The 15,352-nt window shown below is 54.5% G+C and carries 12 protein-coding genes and 1 pseudogene; 7 read left to right on the top strand and 6 right to left on the bottom strand.

Going from position 1 to position 15,352, the window contains the following annotated elements:
- Positions 1-2: 2 nt before the first annotated feature.
- The 3 genes from IDH45_RS00390 to IDH45_RS00380 all read right to left on the bottom strand — a co-directional run bounded on the left by IDH45_RS00390 (position 3) and on the right by IDH45_RS00380 (position 3,622).
- Positions 3-1,643 (bottom strand): type 2 periplasmic-binding domain-containing protein, encoded by a 1,641-nt coding sequence (locus IDH45_RS00390; RefSeq protein WP_190923611.1) that lies wholly within the window; start codon positions 1,641-1,643, stop codon positions 3-5.
- Positions 1,644-1,779: 136 nt separating this feature from the next.
- Positions 1,780-2,664: a carbohydrate ABC transporter permease gene (locus IDH45_RS00385; protein ID WP_190923609.1), complete on the bottom strand. Its 885-nt coding sequence runs from the start codon at positions 2,662-2,664 to the stop codon at positions 1,780-1,782.
- 13 nt (positions 2,665-2,677) lie between these two features.
- On the bottom strand, positions 2,678-3,622 hold the full coding sequence (locus IDH45_RS00380) for an ABC transporter permease (RefSeq protein WP_190923972.1): 945 nt from the start codon (positions 3,620-3,622) through the stop codon (positions 2,678-2,680).
- 236 nt (positions 3,623-3,858) lie between these two features.
- Here IDH45_RS00380 and IDH45_RS00375 point away from each other — a divergent pair, with 236 nt between their 5' ends.
- Positions 3,859-6,129 (top strand): helix-turn-helix domain-containing protein, encoded by a 2,271-nt coding sequence (locus IDH45_RS00375; RefSeq protein WP_223836269.1) that lies wholly within the window; start codon positions 3,859-3,861, stop codon positions 6,127-6,129.
- A gap of 91 nt (positions 6,130-6,220) precedes the next feature.
- On the opposite strand, the pseudogene IDH45_RS00370 reads toward IDH45_RS00375, so the two are convergent.
- Positions 6,221-6,577 (bottom strand): annotated as a pseudogene (locus tag IDH45_RS00370) (helix-turn-helix domain-containing protein); the annotation flags it as partial.
- A 414-nt stretch (positions 6,578-6,991) separates the two neighbouring features.
- On the opposite strand from IDH45_RS00370, the gene IDH45_RS00365 reads away from it, so the two are divergent.
- Positions 6,992-7,963, top strand: coding sequence for a phosphotransferase family protein (locus tag IDH45_RS00365; RefSeq protein WP_190923607.1), 972 nt, complete (start codon positions 6,992-6,994; stop codon positions 7,961-7,963).
- Between the two features lie 64 nt (positions 7,964-8,027).
- Here the strand turns inward: IDH45_RS00365 and IDH45_RS00360 are convergent, their stop codons facing one another.
- On the bottom strand, positions 8,028-8,456 hold the full coding sequence (locus IDH45_RS00360) for an MBL fold metallo-hydrolase (protein WP_223836268.1): 429 nt from the start codon (positions 8,454-8,456) through the stop codon (positions 8,028-8,030).
- A gap of 17 nt (positions 8,457-8,473) precedes the next feature.
- Between IDH45_RS00360 and IDH45_RS00355 the strand changes: the two genes are divergently transcribed.
- From IDH45_RS00355 to IDH45_RS34870, 4 genes are all read left to right on the top strand, one after another.
- Positions 8,474-8,899 carry a DUF6157 family protein gene (locus IDH45_RS00355; protein ID WP_190923604.1) on the top strand — a complete coding sequence of 142 codons (426 nt, stop codon included), beginning with the start codon at positions 8,474-8,476 and terminating at the stop codon, positions 8,897-8,899.
- A 442-nt stretch (positions 8,900-9,341) separates the two neighbouring features.
- The gene (locus tag IDH45_RS00350) at positions 9,342-9,899 is read left to right on the top strand and encodes a sigma-70 family RNA polymerase sigma factor (RefSeq protein WP_223836267.1); all 558 of its coding nucleotides are present in this window, start codon (positions 9,342-9,344) and stop codon (positions 9,897-9,899) included.
- Positions 9,900-11,294 (top strand): DUF4179 domain-containing protein, encoded by a 1,395-nt coding sequence (locus IDH45_RS00345; RefSeq protein WP_190923602.1) that lies wholly within the window; start codon positions 9,900-9,902, stop codon positions 11,292-11,294. It begins immediately after the preceding gene.
- Positions 11,295-11,433: 139 nt separating this feature from the next.
- The gene (locus tag IDH45_RS34870) at positions 11,434-13,389 is read left to right on the top strand and encodes an NTTRR-F1 domain (RefSeq protein WP_317891111.1); all 1,956 of its coding nucleotides are present in this window, start codon (positions 11,434-11,436) and stop codon (positions 13,387-13,389) included.
- A 168-nt stretch (positions 13,390-13,557) separates the two neighbouring features.
- On the opposite strand, the gene IDH45_RS00335 is transcribed toward IDH45_RS34870, so the two are convergent.
- Positions 13,558-13,962 carry a hypothetical protein gene (locus IDH45_RS00335; protein WP_190923600.1) on the bottom strand — a complete coding sequence of 135 codons (405 nt, stop codon included), beginning with the start codon at positions 13,960-13,962 and terminating at the stop codon, positions 13,558-13,560.
- Between the two features lie 271 nt (positions 13,963-14,233).
- Here IDH45_RS00335 and rfbG point away from each other — a divergent pair, with 271 nt between their 5' ends.
- Entirely contained in the window at positions 14,234-15,349 is a 1,116-nt protein-coding gene (gene rfbG, locus IDH45_RS00330) for a CDP-glucose 4,6-dehydratase (protein WP_190923598.1), read from the top strand.
- Positions 15,350-15,352 lie beyond the last annotated feature (3 nt).

Here is a 15,352-nt window from a genome sequence, read left to right as displayed (position 1 = left end):
GTTTACTTGCTCGATTTGTAACGCTCGTAAGCTTGCTTGTATGTTTTCATATATTGGTCCTGGCCCATCTTTTGTACGGTGGCTACGTATTTGTCCCACTCGGACATCGGCTGAGAGCCGGTAATGAACTTCGCTTCCATCTCGCCGATGTAAGTCTCCATATCGGAGCCGACCGTCGAACGGAATTCCGTCTCTTCTTCCGTGAAATTGAAGCTGTTCCACAGCTCCTTGACCGAATGAGGCTGCGCCTTTTTACCAGTTCCGATCGACTCCGGCAACGTCTCCGAGCCTTTGAAATATTTCTCCTGGACATAGCCCGGATAACTGCCGCCGAGCCATGTAATATATTTGGCAAGCGCCTGGTCCATGGTGAGGCCGTTCGGGTTTTTCGTAATTTCGTCGACGAATTCAAGCTTGCCGTCGGCCGTCTTCTTGTAGGTCTGTCCTTCGATTCCCATAAAGTAGAACGTTGCGCCTTCGTCGCCGAAGAAATGATCGATCCAGCGGACAGTCGCTTCCGGATGTTTGTTTTTGTCCGTGATGACGAACGCTCCCGGCCATACGGCCGGCACTTTGACGTGCGAATACACTTGATCGCCGTGAGGTCCTTTGAGCGCTCCAAGTCCGACGTACCCGCTCTGGTTCAACTGGGTGGACGGATTCGGATTGATCGTCGATCCGAAAATTCCCGTTTGGCCTTTGGCGTACAAAGCACTCGTCTTCACCGTGAAAATCTCTTTATCGATCAGTCCGTCGGAGTACAGCTTGCGGACATACTCAATCACTTCTTTATACTTCGGATCGGTGCGGAAGAAGCGCAGCTCGTTCGTCTTCGGATCGACGTCGACGAATTTGTGGCCCAGACCGCGGTTGCCGAAACCCCATGCGCCCCGAAGCTGCTCGATCAGCGGATTGATGCCGGTTCCCGCATACGGGATCTCGTCCGCTTGTCCGTTGCCGTTCAAGTCGGTTTGCTTCACCGCCTTCAGGTATTGATACAGCTCCTCGGTAGTCGTCGGCTCCTTCATGCCTAGCTTCGTCAGCCATTCCTGCTTCACCCAGAATGGAGTGCCGATCAGCATTGGCAGGAAATCCGGGCTGTAAAACGACGGGAAGGAGTAGATGTTGCCATCTGGCATCGTTAATCCCTTTTTCAGATCCGGGTATTTCTCCATCAGTTTTTTGAAATTAGGGGCATATTTATCGATCAGGTCGTTCAGCTTAATGAACGTTCCTTGCGATCCGTACTTCATCAAGTCGGAAGCCGGGACTCTAGCGGAGTAGAACGCATCGGGATAGTCGCCGCCGGCCAGCGCCAGGTTGCGCTTCTCGGTCAAGTTCTCGAACGGAACCAGCTGAAACTTGATGTTCATATTGGACATCTTCGCATATTCTTTCCATACGAGCGTTTCCTCGAAATTATTGCCGTTGGTCGCGGCCTTGCCTGTAAAGAAGGTGAGCGAAATCGGTTCCTTCGTGATCGGCATGCCGGATGCGTTCAGGTTGGCGGTTTCCTTCGAGCCGCCTTCCTTGCCGGCCTCGCTGCCGTTCCCGGATGTATTGTCGCTGCCGCAGGCTGCCAGCAGGCTGCCCGCTACCGCAACCGTCGCGGTCATGGCGATCCACCGTTTCTTGTTGTTCATGGATGAATATCCTCCCTTTTTCTCCATAGTTATTATGCGCTAATAGGGCGAAGCCCTCAATAGCCTGACGGATAAAGCGCTTTCCTGCACTTGAACGAGAGATCGACTGGATGGAAAGGAGCGGTCCTGATGCTCCTTACCCTTTAATGGCCCCAATCATGACGCCTTTTACGAAATACTTTTGAAGGAACGGATACAGAATCAGTACCGGCAGGTTCGCTACGATGACGACGGCGTATTTGATCGCTTCGCCCTCCATCACGCTTTTCGCATGGGAATCGTCGCCGATGCCGAGCATCTCCTGCATTTGACCCTGGATCAAAATCTCTCTAAGGAACAGCTGCAGCGGATATTTGTCGCGGTCGCTCAAATACATCAGGGCGCTGAAGTAGGCGTTCCAGTGACCGACGCTGTAAAATAAGATCATAACGGCTATAATCGGCATCGATAGCGGAAGCACGATACGGATCAGCGTGGACAGATTGGAACAGCCGTCGATGGAGGCCGCTTCCTGCATCTCGGAAGGGATGCCGTTTTGAAAAAACGTACGCATGATCAAGATGTTGTACACGGAGACGGCGCCCGGGATAATAAGCGCCCACATCGAATTGAGCATGCCGAGATTTTTGATCAGCAAGTAAGTCGGAACCATGCCCCCGCTGAAAAACATCGTAAATACCATCATGGCCGAGATCAGGTTGCGCCCGTACAAATCTTTGCGCGAGAGGGGATATGCGGCCGCAACGGACATGACCAGATTGATCGAGGTGCCGATTACGGTGTATATTATCGTGTTCGCATATCCGGTGAGAATTTCGTTGTTTTGGAATATTTTCTGGTATCCGACGAACGTAATGTCTTTAGGCCAAAGCCACACTTCTCCGCGCATGACCGCCTCGGGACTGCTGAACGAGGCGACGAGGACGAAGACGAGCGGATACAACACGATGACGCAGATCAGCGCCAGAGCGGCATGGACTCCCCAATCAAACAGCTTCTCGCCGGTGCTTTGTCGGTTCATAGCCGAATACCTCCTACCATAAGCTTGTGTCGTTCACTTTGCGGGCGATCCGATTGACAACCACCAGCAGGATGAAATTGATGACGGAATTAAACAGTCCGACCGCAGCCGAATAGCTGTATTGTCCGTCGATGATGCCTTTGCGGTATACGTGCGTGGAGATGATGTCCGACGCTTGCATATTTAAGGAGTTTTGCATCAGGTACACTTTCTCGAAACCGACGCTAAGCAGGGAGCCCATATTGAGAATGAGCAGGATCGTTATGGTCGGCATTATACCCGGCAGATTAATATGCCAGATGCGCTGCCAGCGGGTAGCTCCGTCTACCCGCGCCGCTTCGTGCTGCTGCGGATCGATACCGGTTAAGGCGGCGAGATAGATGATCGAGCTCCAGCCCATTTGCTGCCATACGCCCGAGAAGACGTAGATGCTTTTGAACCAGCCCGGTTCGGTCAGAAATTCGATCGGTTCTCCACGAATCCAGGTGATGACGTTGTTCAGCAGTCCGGTTTGCGGGGAGAGGAAAATCATCAGGATGCCGACCATAACGACTGTCGATAAGAAATGAGGCGCGTACGTTACCGTTTGCACAAACCGGCTGAACGATTTGGATCGTACCTCATTAATCATCAGGGCGAGTATAATCGGAACCGGGAAGCCGACGAACAGCTGATACAATCCGATGCCGAGTGTGTTTTTGAGGAGCCTCCAGAAATAGTAGCTTTCAAAAAAACGTTCGAAATGGTGGAACCCGACCCAGGGGCTGCCCCAGATGCCTTTGGTGGCAATGAAGTTTTTGAAGGCGATCTGAACGCCGTACATCGGCACGTATTCGAAAATAAGGAAAAAGGCGATGACCGGCGCGAGCAGTGCATATAAGTCCCAATTTTTACGGATTCTCTTCAAAACCACCGATCGCCTCGGTTTGGTTCCGGCCTCTCTGGCTGCCGCCGGCATGGAAGTTTGTTTCGACAAGACCCCACCTGCTTTCGTTCTTTTCTTTTTGGAGCATAGCAGAGCGCTGCGGGAAAAAGTATTTACAGTTGTTTCGTTCTCTTGCGGCGGATTAGGCCGGATTAAAAAAAGATAATAACCTAAAAAAAAGCGTGTTTTGCCGCAATTGGACTTCCGATACAATAAATGAAGTACTATAAAAGACCCGGACATGCCGGAAATAAAGGGGTAGGCCAAGCTTGAAATGGGCTGCATGGAACCGTCAATCGTTAATGTTCAACATCTTCATCAGCTTCCTCGGCATCATCGTGCTGTTTTCGATTTTTAACGTGATTTCCATTCAACTGTTCAACAAAGGGGTGCAAAAAGAGGTCATCCAATACAACCGCCTCATGCTGACCAATACGGCGGAACGGTACAAAACCCACTTTGAGCGAATCAAGACGCTGCTGTTTAATTTGTACACGGATGAGAAAGTCGTGGCGTTTAACCGCCAGCTGCATGTAAGCGGGGAGTCGGACGTAGACTATTTTCAGGCATCTGTCATGTTGAAGGAGCTTCGGTCCGAGGCGTACAATCCGATGTTTTATCTGAACAACATCGTCTTGTATTTTGATTCGAACTCGTTTATTGCGGAGAAGGAAGGAACTGTGGATGCGGATATGTTCTTTTCCCGTTTTTATGTGAGCCGCGACTATCCGCTCTCGTACTGGAAGGAGCAATTCCGCCGGGGGGGCAATTACGAGCTTCATCCGCAAACGACATTTACGGTAACGTCGCTGAACTCGTCGTCCGGCCACGAGCTGATTCCGTTCTCGCTGCGGATGCCGTCTTCGAACTATCAGATTATCGCTTTGCTGGACGCCAAAACGATGCAGGAGGCGTTTTACGGAACGGAAGACAACCGGCAGTTTATGATTTTGCAGAAAGACGGATCTTTGCTGTACCGTTCGTCTGAGGATCTCACGACGGAGCATATTCCGGTGTTCGAGGGCGGCGGTTATGGCTTGTCTCACGGCTACTACTACTTTGTCGAGAAGGATGCTGAGGGGGGACTTACGTACGTAACGGCGGTCCCGTATGCGAACATCGCGTCCAGAGTCCGGAACGCCAGCTTAACGCTGCTGCTGCTCTTTGCGGTGTCGATCGTTATCGGGCTGCTCGCGTCCGTCTATTTCAGCCGGAAAATCAACCAGCCGGTGAAGCAGATGGTTACCTCGATTATGGAAAAGGATTCGGCTTTGCTGCAAAGTCCGATCCGCGAGTTCGATCTGATTCACCAGAAAATACGCGAGCTGATGCGGGAGAAGTCCGATGTTCATAAAGAGCTGCTGGATAAGCAGTCGCTGCTGACGAGTTTTTCCTACATTAATAAGCTGAAATCGATTACGTCGGATATTAATGAATGGAAAGATATCGCGGTGATGGACGAACCGTTTTTCATCGTGCTGTTCCAGCTCCACTTCAAGCTGCAGCCTGTCGCGGACAGCGAGATGAAGACGGATCGGATGTCCTATTACATCCAGGAATATATCAGTCTCGTCCTGTCGGAGAAGGTGACCTCGTCGCATACGTTTCAGATCGAAAACAACCAGATTTTGTCGTTGATCCGGGGAGAGGTAGCGCCCGGCGAGCTGGAGGAGACGTTGTCGAAGCTGAAGACGATTCTGGACCGGGACAAAGCGTTTTTCCTTGTGACGATTGCGATCAGTCCGGTTTACGACCAGTCGGAGCAGTTCAATAACGCTTACCGCGAAGTACAGGAGATCGCGCAGCAGGCCAGACCGATGGATGAGACGCAACTGATTCGCGAGCGCCGCTCCGTCCCGCCCCAGCTGGCGTTCACGGTTCCCCAGGAGCAGGAGCTGTATGCGAATCTGCAGGCGGGCAACCGCCAGTTCTGCGTCTCGTTCATGGAACGGATGCTGGATCAGATGAACAAGAAGGAAGCGAGCATTCAGCAGCTGCGGCAGCTGGCCGAGGGCGTAATTGCGAGGGTGGCGAAAATACTGGAGCCGTTCGGGAAAGATGCGGATTCCTCGCTCCAGAGGCGGCAGCTGGCTGTCGTTCAACAATGCTGCACGCTGGAGCAATTCAAGCAGTTTTACGCCGAATTGTTTCATGCGGCGACGACGGTCATCCAGACCAAGAAAGAAGAGCAGGATCCTACGGTAGCTTTAGTGATGGATTATGTGGAAAACAAATTTGCCGACGATGTGTCGCTGGATATGCTTGCCGATAAATTAAATTTGTCGTCCGCTTATTTATCCGTCTATATCAAGGAAAAAACGGGGGCCAACTTCAGCGAGCATATTAACGCGGTTCGCATCCGCAAGGCGAAAGATCTGTTGTCGGATACCGATCTGAGCGTGCAGGATATAAGTGTTCGGATCGGCTACCGGAACGTAACTTCGTTTAACCGGATGTTCAAGAAGATGACCGGGGTTCCGCCCGGAGAGTACCGCAAAAGCCAGGCGATCGAATCCGGGAGCGGCAGTTCCCAAACCTGACGTTCCGCCATAGAGCCGGTCCGGGCCCGGGGGGCCTTCGGGCGAAGGCTGCGGGCTGTCAAGGATACGAACGCTTTTGTACGGCCGCTGTCCCCCGTTTTTTTAAGATACGGTCGACCGTGTCGTAAGAGATGGAATCAATATACTCCAGTTCGATCGCTTTGTTCGCCAGCAGGCGCAGCGACCACCGGCTTTTGCCTGACGGAGGCTCGCTCCGGCTCAGAGCGACGATCTGGGCCTCCAGTTCGTTTGTTACTTTTGGCGGAACGGGAGGTTTCATCCGCTTTTTGCGCCGAATCACTTCTTGCAGGCCTTGGCGTGCAAACGTTTTGCGGATGTTCAACACCGTGTTGACATGAATTTGCAGCTCGTCGGCGATTTCGACGAACGTTTTGTTCCCGCCGGAGCGATGCTCATCGGACAAAAGCAAAATTTGGGCTCGCCGCATCGTTATTTCCGGGGCCGTACCTTTGGAAACAATCGCTCGCAACATGTTGCGCTCTTCCACAGACAAATATACGGGATATTGTTTCTTCGACATGGACATTTCCCTCTTTTTCAGAATGTTTCTGCACTCGGAACGGATAACCGCTGCTTTGAACGAAGTGCTTGTATATCAATATAAATTATCGCCTCCTTTCCTAGTAGTGAGCGGTGTCATCACTTTTGTCACGTGACATTTGGATATTAATGGCCCGCAAGCCGTACCCGCTCGGCCTAGGGTCAGCAAGTTTTAGAGATCACTATTTGGAGCGGGCAGGGGATTTACAATTTGTGGAGGGAATTGGCCGCAGGCCCGCGAATTTCTTTAATGAAAGAACACAAGTGGATATACGGTTTTCTAAGATAAAGGAGGGGGCAAATGCAATCGACAGAATCAACGTTGTCGGACCGCGCCCTTAAATGGGTAGTCGATGCGATTCATCCGGAAGCGGAAGTGCTCTCGGCGGAGCGGCTTTTTGGAGGCGTTTCCTCCCCCGTTCACGGCATTTCGCTGCGTGTAGACGGAGAGGTCCGGCACTTCGTGCTGCGGCAGATCGACAATAAGGAGTGGCTGCAGGAGCAGCCCGATCTGGTTGTTCGTGAGGCGGAAAGTTTGCGCCGGGCGGCCGAGGCTGCCGGAGTGCGGATTCCGGCCGTCGTAGCCTTCGACGAGACGGGGAGCCGCTGCGGTACGGGCATGCCGGCTTTACTGATGACACGGCTCGAAGGCAAGGTCGTATTGGAGCCGGAGGATAGGTTCGCTTGGCTGAACGGTATGGCGCAAGCTCTTATACAGATTCATGATGTGAAGGCGGGCGATTTCCCATGGGCTTTCGCTCCTTACTGCAACGCCGCTTCTTTGGATACGTCGTCCTGGTCGAAGGTGCCCGATCAGTGGCAGATCGCCGCCGGTATCGTAACGAGCGAACGTCCGGCGTTTACGGCACGGTTTATCCACCGGGACTTTCATCCGGCAAACGTATTGTGGTCGGGAGGTGCCGTTAGCGGAGTTGTCGACTGGGTTAACGGGTGCATCGGCCCCGCCGGCGTCGATGTCGGTCACTGCCGCGTCAATCTGGCTCTGCTGTACGATGTAAGGACGGCTGACGAATTTCTGACGCTGTACCGGCAGTATGCAGGCGATTCCTTCGCATACGACCCGTATTGGGATCTCGTCACGCTGATCGACTTCGCCTACTGGCCTCCGGAAGTATATGGCGGGTGGACGGCACTGGGGATGGGGGGGCTCACGACGGAAATGATGATCGAGCGATTGGACGCTTACCTGGTCAGCCTGCTGGACCGTGTGTCCAAAACGAAGGCGCAAGCGGATCAGAGAGCGAAAGGTTAGGGTACGAGCAGCAGCAGGTTGCCGGATGGCGGTCTGCCGTTGCCCGCTCGGGGCTCGATTGGCGTCAGCCGCCCCGGGCGATCTCCGCAATGCGCTCCCGAATGCGGCTATTGGTGTCCCGGTAAAGCCCGCCGTGGTAGCAGACAACGGAGTCGATGTCGTATTCCGACAACGCCAGCAGCGACCGGAGCGCAAGCGGCATATCGTGAGTCTGGCCGGCGGAGGGACCGAGCAGACGGCCGTCCTCGACCGTTAAAGCGTCGGCGGCGATCAGCGTCCGGCTTGGCTGATGATACAGGCTGATATGCCCGGGTGTATGTCCGGGGGTACCGATTACGACAAGCCCGCCGGCGATCGGCAGACGTTCGCCGTGCGTGATCGTCCGGTCCACCGGTGCGGCAGGCGGATGGTCCAGCACGCGTTTCAGTGCAGAGCGCCACGGCTCCGGCAATTGGTCCAGCTGGGCTTGGGCTTCGGCCGTATTTTTGATCAAGCAAAGGAGGAACAACTATGGACTTCAACTATTATGATACGTTCATCACGGTAGCGCCGGACTGTCCGGCGGAGACCGGCACGGTACCTCCGGACAAAAAAGCCGGGAAAACGAAGCCCGGTATCGAATATGAGCTGGCTTCGTCTCAGCCGTACGGTTATACAATGGAAGAGCTTATGTACGAAGCACACGTCCGGCACAAGGGCATTACCCGGGAAGAGTTGTCCGAGAGCGGAACCCAGGTCTGGGACGAGTTTTACGCGAAGCCGAAAGCTTGCCTGCGTGCTTCGATGCTGCCCAAAAAGTACGGCTGGGGCATCCACTTCAACGGGGAGGGCAAACTGGCGCTCGTGCCGATGGAATCCCCGGAGTACCGGAAGTTTGCCGCAGGTGCAGGAGGGGACGTGAAGGTACTCGCCGCTATGAGGAACAGTAAGAAATAGCGGTTGGCTGCGGATGCCGGGACGGGGAGAATGACCTCGGAGTGTATAGTTTGACGACCGGTTTCCGTTTCATTCAATAGCAGTCCAACTTTATAACGGAAAGGTCGGAGTCTGATGAACGAGTCCGGAAAGCCGGTCGGCAAAGCGAGGGACAAGAGGGATGATTTTGGAGAAGTACCGCTTTGATGACGATTGCAAACCGGATGAATCGATAGCGATCCGGGTCTTGGGTCCGATTCAAGACTAGTGCAGCGGGTAAGTACGCTCACGGCCGTCTCTCGATCGGCCTGATTCATCTGTGCAGGAAGCCACCTCCGGCCAAAGAGCCGGGTGTGGTTTTTGTTTTTTTCGTTAGCCTCAGACGTTTCCGTGGTCAGGTTTTCCGCGATGAGCGGAATATAAAGGTATATCGTTTTTTTGGCAGTGAAGGAAGGTGAACCGTTTGGACGATCGCATACTGGAGAAGCTCGCCCGTCATCCGGAGAAAGGGCTGGAGCTGCTGATGAACCGCTACATGGGACTCGTGTACACGATCGTCTCCGATAAGCTGACGTCCGTCTGCGACAAGGAAGATATCGAGGAATGCGTCAGCGAAATCTTTTTTGAGCTGTATCAGGCCCGAGACACGATCGACACGCAGAAAAGCTCGCTCAAATCGTTCGTCGCGCTGATCGCCAAGCGTAAAGCGATTAACCGCTACAACAAGATCCTAAACAGAAGGCAGAGGCTCGTTAATCTGGAGGACGGCAGCTTGGCCGGAATGGACGAGGCGGCGGAGAGCCCGGCCGATCAGGTTGCCGGCAAGGAAACGAGGGAAGCGCTCATTGAGAGCATTCAAGCGTTGGGCGAGCCTGACTGTGAAATTATGGTCCGCAAATATTATTTGGGACAAAGCTCGAAGGACATCGCCGCGGCGCTTCGTCTAAAGGTCAATACGGTTGACAAAAAAGTATCGAGAGGGCTGGCCAAGCTGAAGTCGCTGCTGGAGGGGGTGCTGTAAATGGAGGACAAACTGAAAGCGCTGCTGGACCGGCTGGATGCCGATGAAACCGGCAAGCTGCTGGACGACGACCTGTCCGTTCCCGTCGACCGGAAAATCGCCGCACGAATTAAGGCGAATGTATACGAAAAAGCCGGCTTCCGTCCGGTCCGGGCCAGACGGCGGAGAAAGCGGCTGACGGCGGCCGCCGCCCTGCTTTTCCTGCTGGCTGCGCTCGCTTCGATGAATATGGATTCGGTTACCGCGACGATCGGCAAATTATTCGGCTACGTTCCCGGTTACGGCATCATCGAGCCGGAAGGCGGAATCAAGTACGGAATGCAAACACCGGGCGTAACGGCCGAGAATGAGGTCTACCGGCTCACACTAAATGAAGCTATAGCTTCCGGGAATACGATCTCTGTAATCTTCACATTGGAACGGAAGCAGTTTACGCAGCCGGATAACGGCCCTGCGGCTGAGGAGAAAGAGCGGCTGCTGAGAGAGAGATCCCAACGGCACGAGGTAACGCTGCAAGCAGGAGAAGCGGCATATAACATCAGCCATCGGGGTTGGGGCACCGGCGGTAAGTTCGACATTGTATACGGAGACTTTATTTTGCCGGAAAGCGAAATAAAGCCCGGCACGGAGTACCGGCTTCATTATGCGTATTCCGGATTGACCATTGCCTTCACGCTCCAGTCGTATGAACGGTTTCATTCTTTGGAGCAGATCGGGCCGACTGTGGTTCACGGCCCGTTATCGATCACGGCGGTATCATCCTGGTCGGACGACAAGCTTACCGTTAACCTGTACCCGTACTCTACAGGGGGCTATAAGCTCAGCTCGTTTACCAAAGACCCGTATAACGACAAGCTGCAAGGCGATCTCCATCTAATCACGGATCAGGGCTCCAAGCCGTATATTCAGGACCGGTCGCCCCATATGGGAGTCCGCAGGCAGTTTCAGTTCGACAGAAAGGATGACGGCGAAAGCAATCCGGTGCTGCATATTCCGCATGTGACGCTGGAAAGCGAGGAAGCCGCCGCTGTAACGCTAAAAGTCCCGGCTATGGGAGAACGGCTGACGGTGAACAAGGCTTTGTCATTTAAAGATGCTGACGTCACGGTGCTGGATACGGAAAAAGTCATGCATACGGACGGGAATAGCGGAACCCTATATGAAGCGTTAAAAATCCGAATGTCTTTCCAAAACAAAAGCGACGCCTTCAAGCTAAATTGGGTATATCTGGATGTCGACGGCACCGGCGGCTTCGGATGGGAATTCGATGAAAACGGCGACGCTACGACTTATTATTTGGCACTCACCGGATACGACAAGAGCCGTATGAAGCTGACGATTCGAAATCCGAAATATAGGATGACGGAAGGGTTTCGGATTACGCTGCAAGATTGATAGACTAGAAATGGGCCGTCTTCCCTTGTATAAGCCCGCTCCAAACTGTCGTCATCACATATACTGATACATGCTAATCTCTCATTATGACCGGTCGGAGATTAGCAAATCAGATAGGGACGGCAGGTGAGAAGCAGTCATGTCTTTTAACAACGTGATTGTCAACGGCGGATTTGAAACCGGGTCATTGAGCCCCTGGTCTTCCATGAACGTCGCCATTACGAGTGTAGAGAGCCATAGCGGTCAATATAGCGCCCGTATACCCGGCGGTGCGGTATTCGGGTATATAGCGCAGCTTGTACCGATATCGGCAGGAGAGAAATACATGTTGAAGGCATCGTTTGCCAATGACGGAGCCGGCTCTAACGCCCTGATAACCATTCAAGTATCCTTCTACGACGCAATGAACAATCTGCTCGGGTGGGGAGTCGTCGACAATATTTATCCCGGCCGGCTGCCGAACGGGGCAGCTTCACAGTGGCTGACCTACTACACCGTGTCCACAGAAACTCCTCCGAACGCAACTCAAGCGCTGGTGTATATAGACAAGGCGTCCACGGCCGGGTCGGCCCCGTTTCTGATCGATGATGTCCAGTTGCTACAAGCGGAGGGAGCGCCCGGAGCGACCGGCCCGACAGGTCCGACCGGTGAACCGGGAGCAGACGGTGCAGATGGAGAGCCAGGAGCAACCGGCCCGACCGGCCCAACCGGTGAACCGGGAGCGGACGGAGCGGATGGAGCACCAGGGGCAACGGGCTCAACAGGTCCAACCGGCGAACCGGGAGCAGACGGAGCCGATGGAGCGCCGGGAGCGACAGGTCCGACCGGCCCGACCGGCGAACCGGGAGCAGACGGAGCCGATGGAGCAGCGGGAGCGACAGGTCCGACCGGCCCGACCGGCGAACCAGGAGCGGACGGAGCGGATGGAGCACCAGGGGCAACGGGCCCAACGGGTCCGACAGGCGAACCAGGAGCAGACGGAGCCGATGGAGCGCCGGGAGCAACGGGCCCGACAGGCCCGACCGGCGAACCGGGAGCGGACGGAGCGGATGGAGCACCAGGGGCAACGGGCCCAACGGGTCCGACCGGCGAACCAGGAGCAGACGGTGCAGATGGAGCACCAGGAGCAACCGGCCCGACCGGCCCAACCGGCGAACCGGGAGCAGACGGTGCAGATGGAGCACCAGGGGCAACGGGCCCAACGGGTCCGACAGGCGAACCAGGAGCAGACGGTGCAGATGGAGCACCAGGAGCAACCGGCCCGACCGGCCCAACCGGCGAACCAGGAGCGGACGGAGCGGATGGAGCACCAGGGGCAACGGGCCCAACGGGTCCGACCGGCGAGACCGGAGCTACTGGAACGACCGGGGAAACGGGTACGTTCGGACCTCCGTTTGACGTATACGTCAGCGCAGGAGCCGTAGGAGGAGACGGTACGATCACTAATCCTTACGGCACCATTCAAGAAGGAGTTACGGCTGTTGCAGTTAACGGCACAGTTCACATCTTGGCGGGAACCTATAACCTGACCGCTCAAATTGTCGTAAATAAACAAGGGGTAACGATCAAAGGACATCCGGGGAACTTGTTGTTTCTTCAAGCGCCGCTGATTCCTTTAATGGTCGTCGGGAACAATATCACGATTGAAGGACTGACGATGACCAGTGATATAGCGTATGTAGCTGAATTTATCCAAATCGGCGGAAGCAATAACCGCGTTCAGGGCAATGTCATTTTCGGCCCGGACCAAGCTCCGCTTCCGATGGCTGACTGGGTAGTTAACCGTGCGATCGTTTCCCAAATCAACTCCGACAATTTGCTGGTCCGCGACAATATTTTCTATTCGATGCGATCCGGTATGTATATTAATCCGGGGACGACCGGTCACATGGTCGGCAACGTGATCTATTATACAAAGGGAGGTTTCCTGGTTGACGGAGCTTCTGTCGTCATCTCTGAGAACTCCTGGGGAATGCCGGTAAATGAAGTCGATATATCCTTGTTCGCAAATGTCCCGACCGGGGCTCCGTACGATCCGCTGAGCAATTTGTCAACCTATAACAACGGCGCGTTCATCGAGGACAACCGGCCTTAAGCTTTCGGAAGAACCTTTCCTGCCCGCCAAGCGGGCTGTGCAAAGGTTCTTTTTTGCTCGCCGAAAGCAAGCGGCATAAAGAAAAACAACGGCCGGAGGACTGTGCGTCCCGGCCGTTGTTTTTTACAAGCGGGTATAGAAGCGACGGTTGCATGCCGCTGCCTTTACCTATCTTTTGAATTTTTGCAGAAGGTCTAATATTTCTTTCTCGTTTAATTTCAATGCGGCCAGTTGCTCTTGAAGCATCGTTCCCGCTTGATCGTGAAGGGAGCTGATGCCTTTCAAGGCGTTTGCGATCGCCTGCTCATTCAGATTAAAGGAAGCTACCCTGGATTGAAGTTGGCTCAACGCCTGCCCGATCGAGGAATCTTCAGGTCCGTTCCATTGCAGCGAACCGACCTGGTCCTGCACTTGTCTCAGCAATTCCTGGATATAGGTCACGTTCTGCTCGTCGTCGATCGAGTCCAGCTTCGCCTGAACTTCGCCGAGCCGCTGCATGACCGGAAGCATCGTTTGCTCGTTGACTCCTATTTTGGCCAAAACCTTCATCAGTTCTTCTTGCAGTTTGCTCATGTGAATCCCTCCCTTCTCGCAACTATACTATGTGGCAGGTGAATGAGAGGATTGGACGAGTGAATGGTATACCTGCATTATTTTTTTCCAATTTTACGTTGAACTGGATTAAGGCTGATTTCTTGACCGGGCAAGGATAGATGCCAGTTTCGGCTTCATTGCTTGGACCATACTATATGGCTAGTGGCGGGAGTTAAGAGAGAGTGCTGGTAGAGAGGGCGGGCATTCTAGGAGAGGAAAATGAAATTAAACAATCAGAGGGTGGCGGCGCATGGGCAATCAGGCAGTACTGGCAACGAAGTGGAAAACCCCAAGCTTCTGGAACAACAAAAAGGTTTTTGTAACCGGGCATACCGGCTTTAAAGGATCGTGGCTCTGCATCTGGCTGCACTCTCTAGGGGCTTCCGTCACCGGATATGCGCTGCAACCTCCTACCGAACCCAGTCTGTATAAGCTGTGTCAATTGGACGAATGGGTGACCTCCCACACGGCGGATATTCGAAACCCGGAGCAGCTGGCAGCAGCCCTCGAAGATGCAGCTCCGGACATTGTCATTCATATGGCGGCTCAGCCGCTCGTCAGACGCTCCTACGAACAGCCGGCGGAGACGTACGAAGTGAACATGATGGGAACGGTCAATCTGCTGGAAGCGGTGCGAGGAGCGGTTCAAAAAGGCGTACCGATCCGGGCCGTGCTGAATGTAACGACAGATAAGTGCTACCGGAACCGGGAATGGACTTGGGGATACCGGGAAACGGACCAACTCGGCGGAGGCGATCCGTACTCCAGCAGCAAGGCTTGCTCGGAGCTGATCACTTCAGGCTACCGGGAAGCGTTTTTCCCTCCGGGCGCGTACGACCGTCATCGGGTTGCCGTCGCTACAGCCAGGGCGGGCAATGTCATCGGCGGCGGGGACTGGGCGAAGGACCGCCTCCTTCCGGACTGTACGCGGGCCTTGCTCCGGGGAGAGCGGATCAAGCTCCGTTATCCGCAGGCGGTCCGGCCCTGGCAGCATGTGCTGGAGCCGGTCAGCGGTTATTTGATGCTCGCGAAGAAGCTGTTCGAGCAAGGTCCCGCCTTTGCCGAGGAATGGAATTTCGGGCCGGATGATCGCGACGTGCTCCCGGTGGCGGACGTCGTCCGGAAGATGTGCGATTTATGGGGCGGCAGCAGCGCCTATGAGGCGGAAGAGGGGGAGCATCCCCACGAGTCGCAGCAATTGATGCTCGACTGTTCCAAAGCGAAGCGGAGGCTGGGCTGGCATCCTGTCTGGAACCTGGATACGGCGCTGGCGAAAACCGTCGAATGGGTGAAAGCCTACGAGCGGCAAAGCGACATGAGAGCGGTCTGCCTGCAACAGATCCAAGATTACGGGAAAGAAGGCTAGGGA

The organism is Paenibacillus oceani, from assembly GCF_014705615.1.
Classification (GTDB): domain Bacteria; phylum Bacillota; class Bacilli; order Paenibacillales; family NBRC-103111; genus Paenibacillus_AB; species Paenibacillus_AB oceani.
Note: the sequence above shows the minus strand (reverse complement) of the source record. Positions and strands in the feature narration are given on the sequence as shown.

Coding starts and splice junctions, on each gene's coding strand:
- IDH45_RS00390 (WP_190923611.1), bottom strand. CDS start 1,643: ATGAACAACAAGAAACGGTGGATCGCCATGACCGCGACGGTTGCGGTA.
- IDH45_RS00385 (WP_190923609.1), bottom strand. CDS start 2,664: ATGAACCGACAAAGCACCGGCGAGAAGCTGTTTGATTGGGGAGTCCAT.
- IDH45_RS00380 (WP_190923972.1), bottom strand. CDS start 3,622: ATGCCGGCGGCAGCCAGAGAGGCCGGAACCAAACCGAGGCGATCGGTG.
- IDH45_RS00365 (WP_190923607.1), top strand. CDS start 6,992: ATGCAATCGACAGAATCAACGTTGTCGGACCGCGCCCTTAAATGGGTA.
- IDH45_RS00355 (WP_190923604.1), top strand. CDS start 8,474: ATGGACTTCAACTATTATGATACGTTCATCACGGTAGCGCCGGACTGT.
- IDH45_RS00345 (WP_190923602.1), top strand. CDS start 9,900: ATGGAGGACAAACTGAAAGCGCTGCTGGACCGGCTGGATGCCGATGAA.
- IDH45_RS34870 (WP_317891111.1), top strand. CDS start 11,434: ATGTCTTTTAACAACGTGATTGTCAACGGCGGATTTGAAACCGGGTCA.
- IDH45_RS00335 (WP_190923600.1), bottom strand. CDS start 13,962: ATGAGCAAACTGCAAGAAGAACTGATGAAGGTTTTGGCCAAAATAGGA.
- rfbG (WP_190923598.1), top strand. CDS start 14,234: ATGGGCAATCAGGCAGTACTGGCAACGAAGTGGAAAACCCCAAGCTTC.